Source organism: Paenibacillus sp. Soil750 (assembly GCF_001428045.1).
Taxonomy (GTDB): Bacteria; Bacillota; Bacilli; order Paenibacillales; family NBRC-103111; genus Paenibacillus_E; species Paenibacillus_E allorhizoplanae.
The window spans coordinates 1-23168 of record NZ_LMSD01000027.1; the positions used below are offsets into that span (position 1 = coordinate 1).

Genomic DNA, 23168 nt, shown 5'->3' on the forward strand with positions numbered 1-23168 from the left:
TCAATCCGAAATGAATCATTTACAACATGGGATGATTATGAGGAGTTTGAAGGGGAAATATTTAGAATCTATAAGAAATCAAGGTATCTTGATTTTATTACTGTTGGAAGTTTCGCATCAGAAGATTTTCCAGGACCATTTAAGCATTATGGGATTTGTTGTCTTGACCACATTGTTGATGTAGTCTCAGTCTCTGAACCTGTAGTAAATGAAATAAAAAGACGTTAATTACAGTGAATTGTGATGAGTTGATTTACTAAACTAATGGAAAACGATAGTACATTCGGAGGTTGATGGGAAATAGATAAGAGACTAAAAAAGAAATTATCCGAAGAATACATGGAGGATTTCCTGGAGCTAGCAAAATTGCAACCTGTTGAACTAAAGGGCAGGATTGCTTAATGATTTCACGAATACCTCAGTTACGGAATATTTACGAAGTTTATAAATAAGTATCGGAAAGAAGGTATTACACGTGAGAAGTGAGAGTGATTTGATTGAGGTAACTGCACAATCTTATTTTTTGGCATTTAAATGTCTAATGGACAAAAATCGAGAAGTAAAAAATTTTTCTGATGATAAAATGTCCATTTACCTCTTTCCAGCTATTTCTTTATCAGCTTTTTCATGTGAACTTGCATTATAAGCTAAAATATTTAATGAGAGTAAAAAGAAACCGAAAAATCATGATTTACTCAAATTGTATAGAATGTTAAGTCACGGGACTCAAAATGACATTATGCATCGCACGATCTTACTTTATAACAAACAATCAAAATATTTACATTCAAATGACTTGCTTTGTAAAGATAGATTTACGGATTTACTTCAGGAACATAAGGACTCCTTTGTCAGTTGGAGATATTATCATGAACGGTTTAATGAAGGTGAATACACAACAGATGTTGATTTTCTTCAAGCTCTAATGTATTGTTTAAACGATTTTGATGATGACTATGAACTTTTTGTTTTAAATAATATAGGTAATAAAACACTAGAACTAGACCTCCTTAGTGTGGATTAACGCAGACAACCCTGCAACACTTCAATACAAAAAAACGCACAAGGATTTACATATATGAATTGTTTTGTATATACGTTTTGAAACTATCGCGTAATTAAACTTCAAGTAAGAGGCTGCCGGTTAAACGGCAGCCTCTTCTCAACTAAAGGGCAGTTTAGCGTAATAAGGACAATGCTAAAATTTGTTAAAACATGTAACTTTGGTCATCTGATACCGTCTAAATACATAGATACAATTAGGAGATGTAATGTTTAATGTGACTTTATATTGTATAAGAATGAATGGTGGTGATTTTGGTGAGAAGGATATTTTTACTTATTTCTTTAATGATTTTTGTTACTGGATGCTCAATTTCGAGTGAAGATAAAATTGACAAGTTATTAGAGAAAACACCATACCCTAACACGTTTGAGAAATTGTATCAAGAAGAAGTGGAAAATGGAATGATTGTCTTATATAAGGACGAATCGGGATTTCGCCATGCTTTCTTCTCTAATAAAACAAAATACTGGAATATTAGTGGGAATGCAGAGCTAAATCCATTAGATGGTTTTACTTGGGGAATGACAAATGATCCTAACATTCCAAAACTGACATTCGCAGGGTTGATTACCGATGACGAAATACAAAATGTGATGATAAGACAAACCACAATAAATCAACAAGCAAAAATTGTTTCAACAGTTCAACGACGAGTTTGGTTTACCTATTTCGAAAATTTGGAAGATTCCGCTGGACAATCAGACCTAAAAATCGAGGCTTTATCAGGTAATGGTGATATAGTATGGAAAGATGGGGTTTATGATGGAAAATACTTTCATGGAGAAACCAAAAAATAAATGTCACATGTTGAACTAACGGGTAACGTTTGTTCAATAAGAAACCAAGACGAGGCTGCCGGCATTAGGGCCTTGTTGAAGCAATGGGCAGGACAATTTAACAATAACCATTTTTTATCAATCAATTCATTATTAATTTGTTATTATGTTTGAAAAGGTATAAAAAATGAGGATTTTAATCGCTACAGATTTTTGGAGGAGATTCATATCGAAAGTTCTATTAAAGACACATTTACAAAAGAAATTTTTTTAGAGGCAGCAGGTCGGTTTGGCATTAACTTTGCAGATACAATAGAACTTGACGGTTTTCAAAATTTTGTGTTTTCAGGGAAACGTGAATCAATAAATGTGATATTAAGGATTGCTCATAGCTCACATAGGAGTAAGGATATAACGCTAGCTGAGATCGAGTTTATTTCTTATCTAGCCGATTCCGGAATGACTGTATCGAAATCTTTACTTTCTAATCAAGGTGAATATGCTGAAGTTATTGAACAAAACTGATAACTGTTTTATTGCGACTGCTTTTGAATTCGCTCCTGGCAGGAGGGCTGAAATTTGCATCGAAAGTGATATCTTTTATGAGCGCATTGGCAGGTTTACTGGGAAGATGCATAAGCTATCAAAACAGTTTTCTCCTATTCAAAAAAGGTATGATTGGAATGACAATGCAGCCATTACAAAATTTCAAAATTATGTACCTAATGAGATGCTTCAACAGAAACTTGAGTTAATAATTAGTCAAATTCAATCATTGTCAAGAGACAGAGATTCGTTTGGGCTTATTCATGGAGACATTAGTCCGGGGAATTACCTGAATCATGAAGATCACCCGAGCATCATTGACTTCGATCAATGTGAGTACAGTTGGTTTGCTTCTGAAATTGCAACATCGATATTCCATGAAACTCCAATTCCATTTATTATTACAGATGTAAATAGACGCAAGACAATAACAAAACGATTTTTTTCAAACTTTTTTCAAGGATACTCCAAAGAAAATTCATTAAGCCGTAGTTCACTAGATGCCATTCCATTATTTATTAATTTAAGACAAGCTATCGTTATTGGTCTTATATACCGTAGTTCTGATATGGGTAACTTTGATAATTGGAGTAATTGGAATAAGGAAGCATTAACTTTTTATATTAATAATATAAAAAATGATATTCCTTATATTGACTTGGATTTTACAAGTCTATGATGTAAAAATAAAGAAGCTTGTAATATCAGGGAGAATGTTAAATACAAAAAGATCTCTAGTCGGAAAGAATAAAATACATGAAGCGTTAAACTAACGGATAACTATAGTTGAGGGGCTTGCTTCGCGGCAGCTCCTCTTTTGTTTATTAAGTAACGGGCAGGTTAGTGCACCATCGAACAAGCCTAAAAATCTCGTTATGCAGGAATTTACTGGAATAAAATAGAAGGTAGTTACTCAAACAAACTTATCAAAAAATGATAACAAAAGGAAAGTAATCAAGTATCTGAAGGAGACAGGGGCTCTTAATTAATGACTGATTATACGGAGTTTAACCGCGCGCATTGGAACGCCCGCACCGCCGTGAATGCCACCAGTACAGCCAGATACGATATCGAGGGGTTCAAGGCAGGCAAATCTACCCTGACCCCTATTGAAAACGAGGAACTGCGCGATGTGGCGGGTAAGTCGTTGCTGCACCTCATGTGTCATTTTGGTTTGGACACACTCTCCTGGGCTCGTCTTGGTGCGCACGTTACGGGGGTAGATTTTTCAGAAGATGCGATTGCGCTCGCCGAGCGTTTGAGCAAGGAAACAGGGCTAGACGCGCGTTTCCTCTGCACGGACATCTACGAACTGCCCAAAGTACTCGACGATAAGTTCGATATCATCTTTACCTCAGGCGGTGTTTTGTTTTGGCTCTCCGATCTTGGACAATGGGCTAAGATCATAGCTCATTTCCTCAAACCAGGCGGCATCTTGTACCTGCAGGATGAGCATCCATTTCTTAATGTCTTTGATGATACTGCCGATGTAACGGACTTGCGGACACGCTACCCTTACTTCCACACGGAGCAACCAATAGAGATCGAGGGTCTCCTGCCATATTCTGATCCAGCGGCAAATCAGCGGAGCGTTGAGTATTCTTGGAGCTACAGTTTCAGCGATATCCTGAACGCCCTCATTTCGGCTGGCCTTCGCTTGGACTATCTGCATGAGTTCTCTCACGGTGGCAACCGACGTTTCCCATTCATGGCGCAAGGCGAGGACGGACGATGGCGATGGAGTGACTCCGCCAACGATATTCCACTCACCTTCTCACTGCAGGCCACAAAGGTCTAACGAGGGCATCAAAATCGGGCACTCCTATTCCCAGTTATGAATTTAGCAACAGCATTTCCTCTTCACATTGCGGTGGTTTGGGTTGGCAACACGTAGGAAGTGAGGTCGAAAGGTTAAGCTAACGGAGAACGATAGTGAATACCAAACAGGGAGCAGCCTACCGTAGCGGCTCCCTTTTTTCATTCAAGTAACTGGCAGTATACTGCGGTAATAAACAAAGGTACTATAAAAAGATAGCACTACTGAAATAAAACAATACATCCTATTAGTTAATTGAAAGTAGATTTATGTTGTGCTTTGTTTATGATAAACAAGAGGTGGAAATATGAAGCACTGTTCTAATTGTCAAAGTATAAACATCAAACAGATGAGTTCATTTCATACAAGACTCTTACTTTCCATCTACTTATTTTTGAATTTCTACTTTTTTACAGGTGCCATTGACTACGGAGCATTGATTGCTTTAATTCCTTTTATTATTCCTTATTCACACAAATGCTCTGACTGTAATACAACATTTATTGGAATGCCCAGAATTAACTTAAATAACTTTTGGGTAGGAAATATTCCTGATATTTATTTGCTTGCAATGTCACCTTCAATACTTATAATTACACTCTTAATACTGAACTTCCCAAATACAGGACTAGGACGTATAGTGTATTTACCAAATATGTACTTTCTTAATAGTATGGTTGTCCTTTTATATTTATTTAAATTTAGAAAACGTAATGGAACATCGAACTATATTACATGGGTGTTGTTATTAATAGTAACTGTGATTCTTTCTGTATGGTTCTATCCTCAAGAATATGGTGTTGGGATATTAAAAAAGATTTTCACCTAAAACCTCGAACGGGGTTATGCTTCGAAGCGAGTAACTTCATCTAACAATGTGTCCACGAATCGGCGGACAAGCCGCATCGGTCTCGGAAGCAAATTCGAAGTAGTGAATGCCGAGGCACACCAGTACCACCTAACCGCATCGCATCATTAAGTTAACGGATAACGATAGCTGAAATTAATAAAACTATTCTTAAAGGAGTCAAACATTTGTCGAAATATGATATTGGCGACCAATTATATTTTGAAGGTAAATATCCAGAAGCGGCAACTATTTTTAAAGAATGTGTTCAAGAAGGGCTAGAACTAAACTCAAGTATGAATTATCTTGGTTGTTGTGAACTAAGAATGGGCAATTATGAATATGCGCTGTATTGGCTAGACCAAGTAATTGAAAGAGATACAACATGGGAAATTCCCTATAATAGTAAGAGCAGAGTGTACATGAAACAAGGAAGATTCGAAGAAGCAAAGCATTGTTTAGACTTATCACTTAAAATAAATACAGATAATGAAGATACATACTTCTATTTGGGGTTGTTATTCGAACAACTTGGAATGCTCCAGGAAGCTGAACAAGCTTATGCGTCGTCATTAAATATTGAATCGGGTCAGCCAGAAACACTTGTTAATTACGGACGTGTAATGTGGAAATTAGGGAAAGTAAGCAAAGCAGAAGAACAGTTTTTGAACGCATTAAATATTGATCCGAACGAATGTGATGCTTTATGGAATTTAACACATATTTATATTGATAAAAATAAATTTACTGAGGCAATTTTATATTTGAGTAAGTATATCGAAATTAATAACGATGATATTGAAGGTTTAAAACTAATGAAGAATATTCAAAGTAAACTCGAGCAACTCGACAAGGAGCGAATAACTTCAGCTAACACCATATTCACGCTTTGATGTCCTACTGCATTATACATTACGCTAACGGATAACGTTTGTTCAATACAAAACTGCTGCAGCCGGCCAAAACTGATGGGTTGCTTTTTTTGTTGAACCAAAAAGGGATAGTTCATCTGATAGAGGTTTATTGATTTAAAATGGGAATACTACCTTCTCATGGAGGTTGATATTATGACAACATTAGATCGTACATTAATCCTTGTGGTTACATTTAGTTTCCTTTTTGCTCAAATAGTCGGGGCATCTGATGGTGCAGAAGTGTTTGATATTAAAAAAGGTGAGATAATTCAAACAATTGAAAATTCAAATTCGTTGCAGAACCAGGTTAAAGAATGGTTAACTACTGCTAATCACAATGTTGGTTCTTTAAGAGTTGAACCCAATGATGGTATTGCTATTAAAATAACGCTTATGCCTCCTTACAAGGTAAATAACGATATGATTATTGGAACAGTTACAGAAGTAGTTTTGTTTGTTAGTCCATCAAATACATATTTTCCAACCTTACTCGTATTTACAAAAGAAAATGGTCTTTTTGCTGTTCATGTTAAAACCCACAGTTTAAAGACATTTCTAAAGAAAAATAAATTATACAAGCTAGAGTTAAATTTATCAGAACCTTTATTGAGCTCTAACGGGTAACTATAGTTAGGAGATATAAATTAAATCTTCAAATAATTACCCCGCTAACGGTAGAATTTTAGTTCAAAAAAAATGAGAAGGCTGCCGATAATCATTGATTAGGCAGCCTTCTAAGAATTAGTAAAGCCAATCGGAGAGAGGACCGATTGGCTTTTTGTTGGAGCTAGAGTATGTCTAGTTGACATTATTAGTAATTCCATTATTATGGTGATTTATTCCAAAGTTTTTGGAGGTTGCAACGGTCACTTAGCTAACGAGGAACGATAGTGGAGAAGCTAGTAAATTGACAGAGCTCCTTTTTGTGATTGCGACCCTTAATTGGTGTTTCTCCCGAAGTTTATAGGGACAGCTTGGTGCTGTTCCCCATTTTTTGAGAGTGTTAGGCGACATCTTGAGTCGGATCAACACCCCTAAATTTGTAATGCTGCATTCGTTGCCATATGCGGCGCGTAAAAGGAAGAGGAGGTTATCTTGAACATGAAGAAGAAACTACAAGCTCTTATCTGTGTCTGTTCCCTTGGTGTAATGGGTATAGCCGCACCAGTCGGTGCTCAATCGTTAGGACAAGGCACACAAAGTGACCAAGTACTGGATTTGCAAGAACGATTAAGCGCACTCGGTTACTTTAAAACAGGAATTACCGGTTATTACGGTAACCAGACTAAGAATGCTGTAAAGAAATTTCAAGCCAGCTATGGCTTGTCAGTTGATGGTGAAGCCGATTCCTTAACTTTGTCTAAACTAAAAAATACAATTTCACCCAAACAGTCGGTGCTGGACGAATTGGCGCGAATAATTCATTCCGAAGCCCGAGGGGAGTCCTTTTTAGGACAAGTTGCCGTGGGGGCTGTCGTACTTAATCGAGTCCAGTCCGAAAAATTTCCTGATTCCATCACTGAGGTTATTCATCAACCTGGTCAATTTTCAGCCGTTGATGATGGTCAGTTTAACCTTAAACCAAATATGTCAGCCTACCACGCGGCAAAAGCCGCTTTGAATGGTTTGGACCCAACAACTGGAGCCCTTTTTTTTTACAATCCTGATATTGCCCAGGCATCTTGGAGTAAAAAAAGACCCGCCAAGATTACCATTGGTAATCACGTATTTACCCTTTAAGAGTAGAGACAACAAAAAAGTCGCGAATATCGCGGCTTTTTTGTTGTTTATGACATTAAATATAATTCTTAATTTCATAAAATGGGTAATTTTAGATGATTTAAGGCGCATTCGACGGTGTCACTCGTCCCTATGGAATACACAACGCTGCAAGCCACAAAGCGCGGAACAACACCGAATTACTATGTTAGAACTCAAACGAATCTGACTTAGGAGTGTAGTTATGGAGAGTGAAATTGAATTGGCTGTGGAGAAAATTGAGCAATTAAATACGAGAAGTCAAAAAGCAATGATGGAGTTAATTCGAAAAAGCTTGAAAATGAACGATGACGAGTTCAATAAAGAACTGCTGTTAGCCTACGCTCATCAAAATCCAGTTCATATTTTGGAAATCAGTATCGCTCTAAAATATGAAGAGATTATTAAAGCTTTACCGGAGCAGTACGTTTAGAATTGTTGTTCTGGCAAGCCTGCTGCTGTTGTGAGATGAAATATAACTTATCGGGTAACGGGTAACGATAGTTCAATCTTGGAGGGCGCCGCCACTGGCGTCTTTTTTTTCGTTTCGTGAAGAATCTCCTTATTAAGCTAGTGAGCAGGGAAGTACAGGAACTTTGTGGAATATATATACAACTTAGCCTATCAGGAGGTTGTGAAATGGCGTTTCCGACACATATTGTCTCAGCAGGCGGAATTGTAGAAGATGGAAATGGAAATATCCTATTAGTAAAAGCCCATGACGATGGTTGGGTATATCCTGGTGGGATAACTGAAGTTGGAGAAAACCTGATTGATGGCGTGATTCGTGAAATCAAAGAGGAAAGTGGAATAGACGCCACCGTTAGACATTTAATTAGTGTTGTTTCAAATACAGCAAACCATAAGTGGTATGACGGTGTGACTGATGTGCCTACGAAGGTCATGTTTGATTTCGTATGCACAGCTGTGGGTGGAGAGTTAGCTACTTCTAATGAAACGAGCGAGTGCAGATGGGTTCCAAAGGAAAATGTTTTGGAGTTAATTACTTTACCTGGAATCCGCATGCGTTATGAAGCTTATTTGAACTTTAACGGCTCTGTGAATTATATAGAGTACGTCACTGCGACAACGACAGAATTTAATGTCAAGCTTCAAATGCGTGTTTAGTTTCGTGTATTAAAAATCTTTGCACTAACGCAGAACGAGAGTTAAGTAATTGTAACAAAATTGAAATCTTATATTCATGTGGTATTAATGAATTAAGCCTAAAATAAAAGTCGACCCCCTTTTAAAATATAAACTTAGACCCTCAGCCCGTTGCTGAGGGTCTCTTTTTGTTATTAAACTAAAGGGCAGTTTAGTTACAAATAAAGGAAACCCATGTTGAGTGGAGAATAAACTGTTTAGTTACTAAATTAAGATTTCTCCATGGAAGTGAATTACGTTGTATGTAACTGGTGATCTTCATGGGTATATAGATATTGGTAAATTGAATTCCAAGAGATTTCCCATAAATAGAGATTTAAGTAAAGATGACTTCGTAATAATTGCTGGAGATTTTGGACTTGTATGGGACAATAAAAATGATGAATTATATTGGAGGAAATGGTTAGCTCGAAAAAACTTTAGTACTTTATTTATTGACGGAAATCATGAGAATTTCCAGTTGCTTAATTATTACCCAGTAGAGAGTTGGAATGGTGGAAACGTACATCGAATAAGCGAAAGCAATATACATTTAATGCGAGGTCAGATCTTTAATATTAAGGAATACAAGATATTTACTTTTGGTGGAGCTCAATCTCACGACAAAGAGTATCGAAAAGTGAATGTTAATTGGTGGCCAGAAGAGATGCCATCTCTAGAAGAGTACCATGAAGGAATTAAGAATCTAGAGCGTCATGAATGGGAAGTTGACTTCGTAATCACGCATATGTGTCCTACATCGACCTTGCAGATACTAAATGAATCTAATAATACTGGTATTCATGAGGATCAGTTAAGTGATTACTTTGAGCAAATAAAAGAACGCTTATCTTATAAAAAGTGGTATTTTGGTCACTTTCATAGAGATATGGAATTACCAAATAAACAAAAACTTATCTACAAGTCAATTGAAGAGCTTCCCACTAAGCAATCTTAGTTAATGACTATACAAATTTACTCGTAAATCCGTTAAAGGCCCCAATAACTTCGCTAACGAGAGATGATAATTGAGTAACCAGGGAGCAGATCGCCGCTGCCGGCAGCTGTTCTCTTTTTCATTGAAGTAACTGTGAGGATAACGTGGAGAAGAAATGGAACACTTAATTATTGTAATCTCTAGTTGCTGAGATACACTGTGGGGGATTTAGCAATAAAAAAAAGGTGAAAAATGAACAAGAAAAAATCGATAATTTATTTTATTCTAGCATCATTTTTATTCGGAGGAGCCATCTTTCTATTCCAGAGTATCTTTTGGACTTTATTCTTTTTAATATTTATAGGTTTTATCTTAACGATCAAGATATCAGATGAAAGAAGAAGTTTCGGGAAACAAATGTTTAGTGCGTGTTTAGGTCTTTTCATTTTCGATTGGCTCGCAGTTTTGGTCATTTTGCTTATTAAAATATTCATAAGCCAATTATATTACTCGTTAATCTAACGGCGAACGTATGTTGAATAATACTCATCTTTTTGAAGTGTGAGGACATTAAAGATGAAAATTAGTATAAGCTTATTGAAAATACTAGTTGCACTACTACCTAGCTTAACTTTAATTTTTTTCTTACATTACTATTTTCCAAACACAGGGTTAGGTAGAATAATGGCACTTCCGTTAATCTTTGTTATAAACACGACCTTAATAACTATAGGAATTGCTATTGCTCATCGATTAAATCAGCCTCTAATAACTGCTATGTTGATGTTGATTTTACTATCTACTCTGATAATTACCATTTTGATCTATCCTCAAGAATATGGTCCAAGTGTAATAATTCAGTTGTGGAGTAAGATGAACATGTGGCATTGAGCTAACGAGGAACTATAGCTTAATTAACAAAAGGGCTGCCGCGTGGCAGCCCTTTGCTCAACTAACGGGCAGGTTAGTGGAATAAGATGGTCCTTTTAGTCCATCTTTTTTTGTAATTAAAGGATAGTATTTAATGATAAAGACAAATAGGAGATTGAGGGAAGGAAGAATTATAACTGCGTACCCTATATATTAACCTCTCTTATAACAAAATCATGAGAAAATAAGGTGTGATATGTAAGATGAAATATAACTATCGAGTTGAGTTTCTTAAAATTGGCGGAGACAAAAGCTTTGTATTTAGGCTGCCAGATGAGCTTAAAGTAGTTGAGATATTTATGAATTCAGATATTCAAAGTGAGTATGTGAGTAAAAAGTTTAAGGATTATTGTACCCAGGTCCAGAATGGAAAATTAAAGGAAAAATCTTTTTCTGGCGACATCTGCTCAACCACTATCACACCAGACTATGTACAAATAGTACTCAATTATGGTGAAGAGAATAATGTTACTTCTATAGAAACATCTGAATTAATATTATTAATTGAAGCATTTGTTAATGAAAGGAAGAAACATACTATCTGATTTTGGAATTTATGAATTACTCCTAGCCCCCAACTGTAGCGATACAGCATCGGGGCTTTTCTGAACTAACGGTGAACTATGGTTCAATTAAGACTGGACGGCAGTCTGTTGAAGTAACGGGCAGCTTTGTTTAACAAAATAGGAGGTATGGCATATGAAGCATCTGAAATTCTTCCTTTTGTTCTTTGTCATTGTTTCGGTGTTCTCATCGAATATAGAAGGAGCGTTAGCCAGTACCTACCCAAGTTCCGTTGCATGGAATAATCTCCTATATGGACTTTCCACCGAGGAAGTCGATAACAAAGACATTGGCAATGAGATTGGAAAGATTGAACGCCAAAGAACTCCGATGCCAAAGAAGAACGGCGAGTCAAATGATATACGTATACCAGTAGGAAGCCTGTTGTTTGAAATTAAAGGGGCAGACACTCAAGATATAATAGCAGTTAAGGTAAACGATAAGTTCTTCAAAGCATCTAAATTTGGACCGATTCAAGTTACAACAGACCAGTCCAAGAAACAAACATGGATAGTTACACTATCATTTATTTGTTTCTTGGTCCTTTTAACAATGATAATTGTATGGAGAAGAAGAAGACGTATGGGTTAGTTCATTCCGCTAACGAAAGAACGTTTGTTTAATACACAGCAAAGGGAGGCTGCCGCCACGATCGACAGCCTTTCGCTCACCTAACGGGCAGTTTTCTTCTATAAGTCGCGAATTGTTATGATAAAATTAGCTTCTGAGGATTGTAATATTTGGAGGTCTATAATCATGAGATTAAGTTGTGAATCAATCATGGAACAACTGTCTAATACAGGGTATATTGACGCAAAGTTAAAGGGGCTGTCCTACGACCATACTTCTCATATAGTTCGACTGAGGTTTGGTGACACAACCGACAATGAAAATGATACTACTGTTATTTTCGAGGATTGTTTTTCTGTAAATATTAACAATTGGTTAGAAGACGGGGAACGTGCCACAAAAACCAGGTGAGCTAAACTTTTTTATCCACGAGATAACATTTGAGGATATTGCAATCAATGGTATTCTACTTTACAAATGTTCTATGGTAATACCGATGATGGACTGTCAAATTACTTGCGTGAATATTACAGTGAATTAACTAAAAACCTCATTGAGCTAACTGGGAACGCTTGTTGAATAATACGAGGAGGATCTGAAACCTTGAACCCTAATGATGTATCTAGTAAAGATGAGTTGGTTGCATTTCTTCATACATTGAGACATGATCTAACTGATAATGCTACGAGCTGGGAGAACCAAACACTGGAAAGCTTTTTGGAGGCTATGGCTGCATGGTTAAATGATTCTGATGATGCGAATTCTAAAACGCCTACTTGGAGTCTGCTTGCAACCTCTTTATTGGCTGGTAAGGCATACGAGTGATAAAGTCATTGCGCTAACGGATAACTATAGCGGAGGAGACTGCATCGCAGCTCCTCTTTTTTATTCATTCATGTAATTTGCAGGATTATGGAAATGTCTGGAGAAGAGATTACGGTCAGAAAAGGAGAGTTAACATGGATGACCATAAAGATATGTATGACTGTCCTCTGTTAAATCGTTCACTTTGGATGGGAGATTGCTACGATATCAATGCAGTGATTCAACGAATGGTAAAGCGGTCAATTCTTCAGTCTTTAGAATCCGAACTTGGTTTTCAAGTTGATTTGTCCAGAGCGGAGAAGGTATGTCCTAACTGCTTTCATTACAATTTCAAGGGCTAATTTTTTCCGGTACTACGTTAAACTAACGGATAACGAGAGTTCAATAGCAACATTAAGAGGCAGCCAGGCCCAAGTGGATTGGTTGCCTCTTCTCAAGTAACGGGCAGTAGAGCGTGGTCATGATGAGATTGTAATAGGTAAACCTACTTAAAGGCATGACTTTGGGCATAGGGGATGAAATTTTTCATGTTTTCGGTCAAATGTCGTGCATTTTTATTATGCAGTTCATGACTTTTCACAGATTTGCCGACGGCTTAATCTTGTTATAATCTTTCGTGCTAGGAAGAAAGGAATGAGATGAATGGACAACCCCTAAAATTAATCCGTGAGTGGCTAGGAGATTAAACGTGTAATTGTAAAATAAGACTAATGCTCACCTATCAGGTTGAGTAACGGAATAACTAATTTGATGTAATTTGCTTCATGGTGACAACGAAACAATACACTAATGCGATGGGCAAAAATTTTGCAACAATTTCAACCAATCATACGTTTGAGGTACCATAAGAGAAAGCTACACTCAACGAGGGGATAGAAACTAGCGTAAGCATTAGAGAAATGATGACGAAACAAAATGAGGAGGAATTTACTTGAAGAAGAAATTATTAATTGCGCTTGGACTTACTGGTGTTATCGCAGCATCTGTTGCTGTTGGGGCTTATGCGGCGACGGATATTAAATTATTTATTAACGGGAAAATAATCAATGCGGATTTGCAGATCGTAGATGGATCCAGCTATGTTCCTTTGAGGGTTGTTTCTGAGTCACTTGGAGCTGATGTAAAGTGGGATGGGGACAAAAGGGAGATTAGAATTACGGGACAAACGGGAAGCAGCCAAACCGCCTATGAGAATACCCAATATGGCTTCCGTTTCACGCTTCCGGACACTTGGAAAGGGTACACGATCGTAACGGACAAATGGGAGGGTCTTTCTGAAGGGGATCCGCAAGGCGATAAGTTCAGCGGTGCGAGCCTCAGCATCCGCCATCCCGAATGGACCGCAGAACAGCCTAGACAGGATATCCCTATTCTCGTCTTTACCGTCGACCAATGGAACGCGCTTCAGCAGGATAAATTCCACATTGGCGCAGCGCCTATCGGCCCAAGTGAACTGACGCGCAATGACAAATACGTGTTCGCACTTCCGGCGCGTTATAACTTTGCCTACCTTGATGGCTACCAAGAAGTGGAAGACATCTTGAAGAGCAATCCGATTCAACCGATGAAGTAATCAAATACTAAAAAAGATTGCCCTTTGCCGTATACGGCCAGAACTAACTCCACAATTAATTTAGTGAAGACAAACCATTGTGGGGTAAGCAATATGTAGACAAAATGTTGTTGAGCTAACGGATAACGAGAGTTGAGTAAATGTTACACGATTGAAATCTTATTTTCATCTGCTATTAATCATGAAAGGTTATAATAAAAACCGACCCCCTTTAAAATATAAACTTAGACCCGCAGCCCGTTGCTGTGGGTCTCTTTTTGTTGTTATGCTAAAGGGCAGAAATGTGCAACAATTTACCCGATAGCACAGAGTGAACTAATTAAAACTTTTACCAAATATTAGCGTATTTATTATAGATTGAGTTTCTTATCTAAGGAGGTTTTTTATCATTGAAATTATTTTAATTATTTTTATGTTTATTGTTGTAACTGGCTTAATTAGCATCGACAGAAGCTTAAAGCTCAAATTAAATAATGATAAAAAAATTATTGATAAGCTAAATGAAATAACAGAAAATACAAAGTAGGAGATGTAGCCAGTAATTTAGGTTGGTATTTATTTGCTTTCATGAGCGTTAAACTAACGGATAACGAGAGTTGAGGGGCTTGCTTCGCGGCGGCTCCTCTTTTGCTTATTGAAGTAAAGGGCAGATTTGTTTAATTAGCTATTGTGTTATTATAGATAGAAATGTTGAACAAGGAGCGAAACAATGGACAATGAAATTGTTCTTGAAGCTGAAAAATTGGTAGAACGACTTAAATTAAAATACCCCCAATTTGTTGGTAGAACAGCGAAAGAAAGTGACATATTGGAGTTGGAGCGAAAATTAAAATTGAAATTGCCAGATTGGTATCACGAACTTTATGTAAACGTCCCAATAATTGGTGCAGAATTTGGTTTTCAGGAATTTCAAGCTGAATATGATTTTGATGGAGTTTCATACATCATTTGGGAAGATTTAGAATCGATATTTCAAGAATGTATGGAGTATGCTCCTGGGATGTTCGTAAATGAAAAAGAATACATTTTTGTTGCCAGTTGCTCACATGGTAGCGGTGATCCTATATTTATTAATTTAAGTTCAAATGATCCACAAGTCGTTCGTATCTATCATGATGATACTGATATAGTTAAAGTAGAGGATAGCTTAAGTAAATTATTTAAAAATGCAATTATTTAATCCTATATTATTCAACTAACGGACAACGATAGTGGAGGAGTTTGCAGCGATGCAGCTCCTCTTTTTTCATTGAAGTAAAGGCAGAATGGGAAGTTATTGCGTAGTTCGCTCAACTAACGGAATCGTCAGGTTCGAAAGGGTACTAGCTTCTCCTTATTCGCTTCGGATCAAAATCCTGCTTTAGTCACCCCAACGGGTATCTTGTATACGGAGGAAGTGGCGGTGATATACATGGTCCGTCCTGATACTCCTCCCCACGTTAAATTGGTAGTTATTTCAGGAATCTTCAACAATCCGATAACGCTTCCGTCTGGTTCAAACACCCATACTCCTCCCGGTCCTGCGCAGTACACGTGCCCCTCTGCGTCCACCTTCAAGCCATCGGCGACGCCCTCTCCCTTGCTCACGTCCAGCTTGGCGAACAGTCTGCCGTACACCAATCGGCCTTGCTCATCAAGATCGAACACTCTGATATGCTGACGTTCCGTGTCGCTGACATACAGCTTTCGTTCATCAGGCGATAACGCTAAACCGTTAGGGCCAGCAAAGTCATTGATCAGTAGTGTCAGTTTGCCTGACGGAGATAACCTGTAGACTCCCTGAAAAAACTGCTCTTGCGCTTTCGGTGCTTTCAATTCATTCACTAAACCGTAATTCGGGTCTGTGAAGTAAATGGAGCGGTCCGAAGCTACAATCACATCGTTCGGACTGTTCAAGCGTTTTCCCTCATAGTGGTCAGCCAGCGTAACGATCGGTCCAATCGGATCATACAGGGAATATAAAGAGAGTCTTCGACCAGCATGTTCGCAAGCAATGAGCCGCTGTTCGGCGTCAAACGCCAGTCCGTTCGACATTCCACTTGGACGCCGCACTACGGAGAGATGGTCCTGCTCCTTCAAGCGATAAATCGTGTTTGCCTTAATATCGCTGAATACAAGCGAGCCGTCCGTTTTATCCCAAGCTGGACCCTCGGTAAAAATAAATCCGGTGGCCGCTTGTTCGAGACAGGTGATCTGAGGAAACAAATCATAAAATACGTTAGATGCAATATCAGCTTTCATTTCTTTTACCTGCAATATCCAAATGTATTTCTCCTTTAAGACCCAGGATGAGTTTTTTCTTAGGATATGCAGGAAACATGTTCGTCGTCAAAAACATCACAACATTTGATAAAGACTTGAAGGCAGCTATATAACCTAACTACTCGGTTGGATGATGTTTAAATCAGTACGTCTGAGATATTTCAACAATTTTATCCTAATAGAAAACTTCCTGGATTTAAAAGGCTTATCCCTGAAGGGGAAGTAACAGTTATTGATAATGTGGTTGTTGGATGGTCTGGGCAAAGGGACTCAACTAACGGAGAACGTATACTTCCAATTTGTGTTAATATATTTTAAGTGTTTCTAGTATTGAAAGAAGCCCCGATCCCGATTTAAATAAGGAGAAAGAACAATGAAAGTCTACTTGTTACTTAATGTAGAAGGATTTTTAAACCTCAATGATCGTAGTCACGTTAGAGGAAAATTTAAAGGGAAAAGTGTGAAAGATATCTGGAACGCCCCAGATTTAGAAGAGTATGATACAAAGAAAAAGAAGTACGATTTTTGTCATGTATTTTCTAATCCAGTGTTTAATGATAAAGCTTTGAATGCTTTGTATGATCTCATTAAAGATGACGTCGAAGTATTATCATATCTTCACCCAAAGGATACCTACTTTGCAATTAATGTACTAAATGTTGTTGATTGCTTAGATAGATCGACGGCTGTTCTCGATATCGATGAGGAATACAACATTGTTAGAAACATCAACAAATATGCATTTCGTAAGGATAAGATTGAACATGAAAGTATTTATAAAATACCGGAGAATTTATTCTCGGAGATATTTGTTACTAATACCTTTAAGGAAAAAGTAGAGCAAGCCAGCTTAACCGGGTTTCGTTTTGCTGAGATTTGGGACTCTGAGAATGAATACTGGCCAATTCACGATCCTAAAGCGGTGCTGTTTGACTCCTTTGGAATGCCTATGAGTTATTCTGATGCTATGAAGTTAGTTTATGAAGGCAAGGCCATTACAAGCCGAAGAGCGATCATCCAGATGGATGGTGAACAACTATATATCGGAAATAGAACATTGGTTGGAGATGTAGATTGGGGGAAACCCGTCTATATCCCTCCAGGTTTTTTGGAGATGGACTGGTACGAGACTCACAAACTAATAATTACGAGTACTAATTAGAGAACTAGAATAAACTTCATGCTGACGGGGTAACACAGTACATTACGCTAACGGGTAACGATAGCATCATGGAGATTGATTCAGGTAAATGGAGGTTCTCAATGGACGATCGTGGTTTTGGGGAAATTCAGAAGGATAGCATCAATCCAAATAATTCGGGATTTCATTGGCGTCGTAGTCATGGTCGTGGTGTAAACATATACTTCGTGGAAGGTCAGTCTATTGTAGTTATTTACGGTGAGATACCAGCAGTAAAAGAATATGATGTTCTCGTTTTTGGAGAAACAGAACACATCAACAAGCGTTACTTTCTTAGTGAGCGTAGGAGCGAAATCATTCCTTTAGATGAACGATTTAGGATTCAGAAGTTATTAGTCGAATGGTTGGCAAGCAGGGGGATGCGTCATGACATTAGCGTGGGCAAGTAATTTGGGATTGAACTAACGGAAAACGAGAGTTGAGTGAAGTACATCCATTCATTTGAATGCATTAAAAAGGGGGGGTTCGCTTGGAATGGAGCTTAGAGGATGTAGAAAAAACGAAACTATTGAACCCGAATACTTTTTTCATCCCAAGTCAAAAAGATCGGCAAAAGCAAAAGAAAGGCGATTTAGTCAGATTGCACTTTATTCTAAATCACCCTTCCGAGAATGATCCTCGCGCGGAAAGAATGTGGGTGGAGATTACCGAGAAGAAGTTATTTAGTCACAAATATATCGGGATTCTAACCAACCAGCCAACATATATTAACTCATTACATGCTGGCGATAAAATCGAGTTTGAGCCAAAGCATATTGCCAGAATCATAATCCCAAAAGGTGATCCACGTTGGTTGGATAGTGGTGAAAAAATGGCTCTGGTCTCTAATAAGTGCTTGGAAGAAGGTGCTTGCGTTCGGTGGCTCTATCGCGAAACTCCCGACCAAGAGGAAGACAGCGGTTGGAGGTTGTTCGAAGGCACCGAAACCGATGAGTACAATAGTGAATCTTCAAACATTAGAATCGTAAACATATACTCTTTATTAGATAAGGATCCTAGCCTAATAACACCTCTAAGAGGCGCTCCCGGAACTGCTTTTGAAAGAGAAAACATTTATAGTCGATGGATCGAAGTAAAGGACTGGATGGGATTATAATATGGCGTTAAACAAACGGAGAACGATAGCTTAGAAGATAAAAGGCAGCCAACCAGTATATGATCAGATGCCTTAACACATTAACGGGGTATATTGAAATCACTTCTCTGTACTTCAGCCTCGATTGTTTCTTTCATAACCTCAGCTCCGCGATCAATATGTGCTTGAATTACATTAATCAATTGTTCGGGAAGGAAATCGGTTATCCAAACAAGCTTACTACCATTATTATCATTGGGGAACACCTGGAAGGAAGCATGATGATGAAGAAGTGGCAATCGTCCTTCTTTTACTGCGTATGCCATTCGACGTTCCGCTTCATCAATGGAGATGATGAGCTCACGAACAAAGCCGCCTTGGGGCAGAATAAGGGTTCTTTCGTGCCCATTTATAAGAGTATTCTCAGTATAACCTGGGACCAGCCGATAATGAACCGCACTTACATCTCTGACTGCATCCCACACTTGAAAAGGTGAGGCATCGATAGATATTTCTTTTCGAATCGTTGGCAAAAAATCACTCTCCTTAAGCTAATTATATTTTTGATCTTGAATAGTATCAACCAGAATATGTTAATAGTTGATTATTTTTCTTGGGTTAAACAAACAGGGAAGGTTAGTGGAAAGTTAAGGGAGCAGTTTGCCGCGGCCGGCAGCAGCTCCCTTTTTATTAAGCTAAAGGGCAGGAGTGTTGAATTACTCCAACGAACATGAAATACGGAGGGGAAACAAAGTTGAAAATCGGAAGCATTAATCATTTGCTCTTTTCTGTTAATGATTTAGATGAATCAATTGCATTTTACAAGGATGTATTTGATGCAAGGTTATTAGTCAAAGGCAGAAAGTTAGCTTATTTTGATTTGAACGGTTTATGGCTGGCATTAAATGTGGAGGACGATATTCCACGGAATGAAATTAACTATTCATATACACATATTGCTTTTAGTGTAGAAAGCGAAGACTTTGATACCGTGGTAAAAAAACTTGAAGATTTAGGTGTTAATATTCTTTCAAGTCGTACACGTGATGAGAGGGATAAGAAGTCAGTTTATTTTACTGACCCTGATGGTCACAAATTTGAATTCCATACTGGTACTCTACAGGATAGACTTTCATATTACAAAGACGATAAATCGCATATGATGTTTTATGATGAGTAAATCAGACCCCGTTGGTTTTTAAACTAACGGATAACGATAGTACAACGACAACAGGCTGCCGGCAATTCGGCAGCCTGTTCAGCTAACGGGCAGTAGAGCGTGGAATAGGCTGGCAGCAGTGTTGATCTATTAATGAAGAGAATTGGAACATTCAGCAATCGTAACCGTAGTATAAGTGAAAACAAACTATGGTGAAAAGAGTGAATTGGATGTACGAATACAAATATGTTGAAACATCTTTAGGTGGGTTTTTCTCTTCAGCAACACATCGAGAAACAATTGACGAAAATGCAAGAGAAGGATGGAGATTAGTACAGGTCTTACCGACAAACTATAATGGCCATGGTAAACCTACAGCATATGAAATTATTTTTGAACGACCCATTCAAAAATAATAATTTGAGGAATAATGTGGTGGCTGCATAAGCAATTAAAATAACTAAGAAGCGAGAGTTGAGTAAATGTTACACGATTGAAATCTTATTTTCATCTGGTATTAATCATTAAAGGTTATAATAAAAACCGACCCCCTTTAAAATATAAACATAGACTCGCAGCCCGTTGCTGTGGGTCATTTTTTTTTGTTAATAAACTATCGAGCAGTAGAGCGTGATATAGTGTTAGAATGGGGAGCAAATATCTTATAGGGGGTTTTCATTCATGGATAAACCTCAGTTAGTGCTTGATTTAGCGGGGGTAGTAATATCAAACTTCTCACCTCGTTATTGGAAGGAGCTTGCTAAATTCGCACAGACCTCACATGAGGATTTTAAAGCTCGATTTAGCATCGAGGTTCGCGAAGCATTTTGGACGGGAACATTATCAGAAGATGAATTTTGGTTATGGCTTGTGAAATCTTATCCATCCATAGATGTGACAAGCGTACGTGAGTTAATTAAAGATGATCTCACTTATTTGCCTGCTTTTAATTGCCTTGAGTATTGGTGTAAAATCGCGGATATCCATCTTCTTAGCAACCATCGACTTGAATGGTTATCAGATTTATTAATACCAATCTATCCGTTTGTTAGAAGCGTGACGATCTCAAGTGAAGTTGGACTATGCAAGCCAGATCCAAATATCTATAAAAAAGTTGAATCTAACTTTGTAAATTCTTCATGGATACTCTTCGTAGACGATCAAGCGAAAAATCTTGAACCCGCGAAAAAGCTAGGATGGAAAACTCTCCTTGCAGATCGGGAGAATCATTGGATTGAGGAAGTTACATTAAAGTTGAGACAAGCCAAAAACACTAAGCCTGAATGGATTTGAGCCCACAAGCGTTCAGGTGGTTAAATATCAAATTAGTTACTTTGGGAAGTGGCTTGATGTGGTCCCTAAAATTGCAGAGGATATATTAGATGCTGTGCACTGGCTTTTAAGGTAAGTGTTATTGAACTAACGGAGAACGATAGTTAACATCTGGTTGGCTACCACGTGGTAGCCCTCCACTCCGCTAAACGAGCAGTCCGCAAAGGATAAGGATATTATAGAATGAGGTGAACTCTGTGGAATATTGTCGCCTTAGTGGTAAAGAGGTTCATTATAAAAGTATAAAAGAAATTACTCCTCAGGGTTTATACTACATTGATGAAGGGGAAACACACTATATTGATTTTCTCGAGTGCAGAAAAAATTTTGTGAATTATGTGAATTCATCTAACGACTTTAATATATCAGATTTAAAAGAAATTGAATCGAAATGTGTGGCTTGGCGTTGTATGTTGCAAATTGAATTTTTTAGTGAACCAAGAATAAAGATAATAATTCCATACAAAAAAACGCTGTGGGAGAGAATTACAAAGCGAAACTTTCGTAAGTGTTCTCGCATTTATTTAGACTTACTATATCGAATACGGGATAACGGATGGTCAACATTTGACTTAAGTTAGCTGATGATTTCGTTGAACTAACGGGTAAACGATAGTGCAGGAGTTGCCTTGTAGCAGCTCCTCTTTTATTCGTTCAAGTATCGGGAGTTCTCTTCAGTACCAACACTTGCTAAAAAATATATACGCTTACACCTGATTTACCAAATTACCGGGGGTATACGAATCATGAGTTACTATTTATTGGTATTTGAAAATACGAGAACTCCAAAAACAAAGAAAGAGTTTATGTCTTGGTATGAAAACTTAACAACTTGGAGTGAAGATGTAGACTATAACGAGATATCACACACAACTACGTCACTACAAAATTGGTTTCAAGAAAGTATCAAGTCATTTCCTGCTATGAACGGTTCATTTGCACCATCTGATGAGGAAATTAATGGGAATGAGGAGCTTGAGGAAAGATTAACTGATTATTGTGTTGCATCGAATGCTATTTACATGGCCTTTGCATGGTCAGTAGCTGAAAAGGCGTACGAACATGTTCGCATGTTAGCAACTAAGCATAATGTTGGTTTTTTCAATGTCAGTAGTGAGAATGGTGAAATTATTCTTCCAGATGGTTTAAAAATTTAGTAACGTACTTGAATTTGTGGGGACGTTTGTTGAGGGTCAGGCTGCCGGTGATAAACTCGGTGGCCTGTTGTGCTAACGGTTAACGAAACTGTATAATGATAAATTTTACCAAGTAGGAAATTGCAACATTTAAATCAATATCAACGTATCTATATCAACCAAGATTAAGGTAAAGGCGTGAGGAAATGAAAAAGAAATTAATAATAGGTCTTATTATCATAGCAATTGCTATAGTAGTCCTTGTCTTCCCGCAGAAACCAAGAAATATAGAACCGATTCAAACCCAAGTAACGATTGGAAACTTGGTATATGATATCCAGTTAGACAAGAACCAGTTTAGCAGATACGAGGAAATTTCAGTTCACACGAAAGTGACGAATATTGGAAATGAAACCTATACCTACTTATCAGGAAGTTCCAGCTGCCCGAGTCACCTATCTGTCGAAATTGTTCACGAAAAGTCAAAAAAAGAGCTATCCATCAAGCCAGGTGGAGATTGTACAGCGGACTTGGCAACTTCAAAACTGATTCCTAACCAAACCGTTGAAGACACAGATACGTTTATCCCAAAGCAATTGGAGCAATACGGATTGAAAAGAGCCAAAACTGGCTCTTATGAGGTTCGTGTGGCTCTGCCCCGCAGTAATCCAACTGGAGAACGTCGCGAGAACGCGTTTGCTAAAATTATGATGTATTGATTTGAACTTCGCCCAG

The 23168-nt window shown here is 37.8% G+C and carries 26 protein-coding genes and 1 pseudogene; 25 read left to right on the forward strand and 2 right to left on the reverse strand.

Going from position 1 to position 23168, the window contains the following annotated elements; translation table 11 throughout:
• The 17 genes and pseudogenes from ASL11_RS37640 to ASL11_RS23770 all read left to right on the forward strand — a co-directional run.
• A pseudogene (locus ASL11_RS37640) lies at positions 1 to 228 on the forward strand (hypothetical protein); the annotation flags it as partial.
• A gap of 247 nt (positions 229 to 475) precedes the next feature.
• The gene (locus ASL11_RS37645; RefSeq protein WP_157257026.1) at positions 476 to 646 is read left to right on the forward strand and encodes a hypothetical protein; all 171 of its coding nucleotides are present in this window, start codon (positions 476 to 478) and stop codon (positions 644 to 646) included.
• Between the two features lie 674 nt (positions 647 to 1320).
• Positions 1321 to 1863 (forward strand): lipoprotein, encoded by a 543-nt coding sequence (locus ASL11_RS23675; protein WP_157257027.1) that lies wholly within the window; start codon positions 1321 to 1323, stop codon positions 1861 to 1863.
• 478 nt (positions 1864 to 2341) lie between these two features.
• Positions 2342 to 3067 carry a phosphotransferase enzyme family protein gene (locus ASL11_RS23685; protein WP_056620467.1) on the forward strand — a complete coding sequence of 242 codons (726 nt, stop codon included), beginning with the start codon at positions 2342 to 2344 and terminating at the stop codon, positions 3065 to 3067.
• 309 nt (positions 3068 to 3376) lie between these two features.
• Positions 3377 to 4186: a class I SAM-dependent methyltransferase gene (locus ASL11_RS23690; protein ID WP_056620469.1), complete on the forward strand. Its 810-nt coding sequence runs from the start codon at positions 3377 to 3379 to the stop codon at positions 4184 to 4186.
• A gap of 1053 nt (positions 4187 to 5239) precedes the next feature.
• A complete protein-coding gene (locus ASL11_RS23700) occupies positions 5240 to 5944 on the forward strand; it encodes a tetratricopeptide repeat protein (protein ID WP_056620473.1) in 705 nt (234 codons plus the stop codon).
• 174 nt (positions 5945 to 6118) lie between these two features.
• Positions 6119 to 6589 (forward strand): hypothetical protein, encoded by a 471-nt coding sequence (locus ASL11_RS23705; RefSeq protein ID WP_056620474.1) that lies wholly within the window; start codon positions 6119 to 6121, stop codon positions 6587 to 6589.
• A gap of 477 nt (positions 6590 to 7066) precedes the next feature.
• A complete protein-coding gene (locus ASL11_RS23710; RefSeq protein ID WP_082595762.1) occupies positions 7067 to 7705 on the forward strand; it encodes a cell wall hydrolase in 639 nt (212 codons plus the stop codon).
• Between the two features lie 223 nt (positions 7706 to 7928).
• Positions 7929 to 8156 (forward strand): hypothetical protein, encoded by a 228-nt coding sequence (locus ASL11_RS23715; protein WP_056620476.1) that lies wholly within the window; start codon positions 7929 to 7931, stop codon positions 8154 to 8156.
• A gap of 206 nt (positions 8157 to 8362) precedes the next feature.
• On the forward strand, positions 8363 to 8851 hold the full coding sequence (locus ASL11_RS23720; RefSeq protein WP_056620478.1) for an NUDIX hydrolase: 489 nt from the start codon (positions 8363 to 8365) through the stop codon (positions 8849 to 8851).
• Positions 8852 to 9128: 277 nt separating this feature from the next.
• Positions 9129 to 9827 carry a metallophosphoesterase family protein gene (locus ASL11_RS23725; RefSeq protein ID WP_056620480.1) on the forward strand — a complete coding sequence of 233 codons (699 nt, stop codon included), beginning with the start codon at positions 9129 to 9131 and terminating at the stop codon, positions 9825 to 9827.
• A 1112-nt stretch (positions 9828 to 10939) separates the two neighbouring features.
• Positions 10940 to 11281, forward strand: a complete 342-nt coding sequence (locus ASL11_RS23740) for a hypothetical protein (protein ID WP_056620486.1) — start codon at positions 10940 to 10942, stop codon at positions 11279 to 11281.
• A 154-nt stretch (positions 11282 to 11435) separates the two neighbouring features.
• Positions 11436 to 11891 carry a hypothetical protein gene (locus tag ASL11_RS23745; RefSeq protein WP_056620488.1) on the forward strand — a complete coding sequence of 152 codons (456 nt, stop codon included), beginning with the start codon at positions 11436 to 11438 and terminating at the stop codon, positions 11889 to 11891.
• A 582-nt stretch (positions 11892 to 12473) separates the two neighbouring features.
• Positions 12474 to 12695 carry a DUF7660 family protein gene (locus ASL11_RS23755; RefSeq protein ID WP_056620492.1) on the forward strand — a complete coding sequence of 74 codons (222 nt, stop codon included), beginning with the start codon at positions 12474 to 12476 and terminating at the stop codon, positions 12693 to 12695.
• A 134-nt stretch (positions 12696 to 12829) separates the two neighbouring features.
• Positions 12830 to 13036, forward strand: coding sequence for a hypothetical protein (locus tag ASL11_RS23760; protein WP_056620494.1), 207 nt, complete (start codon positions 12830 to 12832; stop codon positions 13034 to 13036).
• 590 nt (positions 13037 to 13626) lie between these two features.
• Entirely contained in the window at positions 13627 to 14268 is a 642-nt protein-coding gene (locus ASL11_RS37245) for a copper amine oxidase N-terminal domain-containing protein (protein WP_056620496.1), read from the forward strand.
• Positions 14269 to 14977: 709 nt separating this feature from the next.
• A complete protein-coding gene (locus ASL11_RS23770) occupies positions 14978 to 15448 on the forward strand; it encodes an SMI1/KNR4 family protein (RefSeq protein WP_056620498.1) in 471 nt (156 codons plus the stop codon).
• Positions 15449 to 15615: 167 nt separating this feature from the next.
• Here ASL11_RS23770 and ASL11_RS23775 read toward each other — a convergent pair whose 3' ends face one another.
• The gene (locus ASL11_RS23775) at positions 15616 to 16509 is read right to left on the reverse strand and encodes an SMP-30/gluconolactonase/LRE family protein (protein WP_056620499.1); all 894 of its coding nucleotides are present in this window, start codon (positions 16507 to 16509) and stop codon (positions 15616 to 15618) included.
• 394 nt (positions 16510 to 16903) lie between these two features.
• Between ASL11_RS23775 and ASL11_RS23780 the strand changes: the two genes are divergently transcribed.
• The 3 genes from ASL11_RS23780 (at position 16904) to ASL11_RS23790 (ending at position 18827) form a co-directional block, all read left to right on the forward strand.
• On the forward strand, positions 16904 to 17692 hold the full coding sequence (locus tag ASL11_RS23780) for an imm11 family protein (RefSeq protein ID WP_056620500.1): 789 nt from the start codon (positions 16904 to 16906) through the stop codon (positions 17690 to 17692).
• A 101-nt stretch (positions 17693 to 17793) separates the two neighbouring features.
• Complete coding sequence (locus ASL11_RS23785; RefSeq protein WP_056620502.1) at positions 17794 to 18120, forward strand: hypothetical protein; 327 nt, start codon at positions 17794 to 17796, stop codon at positions 18118 to 18120.
• An 80-nt stretch (positions 18121 to 18200) separates the two neighbouring features.
• On the forward strand, positions 18201 to 18827 hold the full coding sequence (locus tag ASL11_RS23790; protein WP_056620505.1) for an immunity protein Imm33 domain-containing protein: 627 nt from the start codon (positions 18201 to 18203) through the stop codon (positions 18825 to 18827).
• Positions 18828 to 18907: 80 nt separating this feature from the next.
• On the opposite strand, the gene ASL11_RS23795 is transcribed toward ASL11_RS23790, so the two are convergent.
• The gene (locus tag ASL11_RS23795; protein ID WP_056620507.1) at positions 18908 to 19339 is read right to left on the reverse strand and encodes an SRPBCC family protein; all 432 of its coding nucleotides are present in this window, start codon (positions 19337 to 19339) and stop codon (positions 18908 to 18910) included.
• Between the two features lie 221 nt (positions 19340 to 19560).
• Between ASL11_RS23795 and fosB the strand changes: the two genes are divergently transcribed.
• The 5 genes from fosB (at position 19561) to ASL11_RS23825 (ending at position 23152) form a co-directional block, all read left to right on the forward strand.
• Positions 19561 to 19986, forward strand: coding sequence for a metallothiol transferase FosB (gene fosB / locus ASL11_RS23800; RefSeq protein WP_056620541.1), 426 nt, complete (start codon positions 19561 to 19563; stop codon positions 19984 to 19986).
• Positions 19987 to 20195: 209 nt separating this feature from the next.
• Positions 20196 to 20381 (forward strand): DUF4177 domain-containing protein, encoded by a 186-nt coding sequence (locus ASL11_RS23805; protein WP_056620509.1) that lies wholly within the window; start codon positions 20196 to 20198, stop codon positions 20379 to 20381.
• Positions 20382 to 20646: 265 nt separating this feature from the next.
• Complete coding sequence (locus tag ASL11_RS23810; RefSeq protein WP_056620511.1) at positions 20647 to 21258, forward strand: HAD-IA family hydrolase; 612 nt, start codon at positions 20647 to 20649, stop codon at positions 21256 to 21258.
• A 785-nt stretch (positions 21259 to 22043) separates the two neighbouring features.
• Positions 22044 to 22454 (forward strand): hypothetical protein, encoded by a 411-nt coding sequence (locus ASL11_RS23820; protein WP_056620515.1) that lies wholly within the window; start codon positions 22044 to 22046, stop codon positions 22452 to 22454.
• A 185-nt stretch (positions 22455 to 22639) separates the two neighbouring features.
• Entirely contained in the window at positions 22640 to 23152 is a 513-nt protein-coding gene (locus ASL11_RS23825; protein ID WP_056620517.1) for a hypothetical protein, read from the forward strand.
• Positions 23153 to 23168 lie beyond the last annotated feature (16 nt).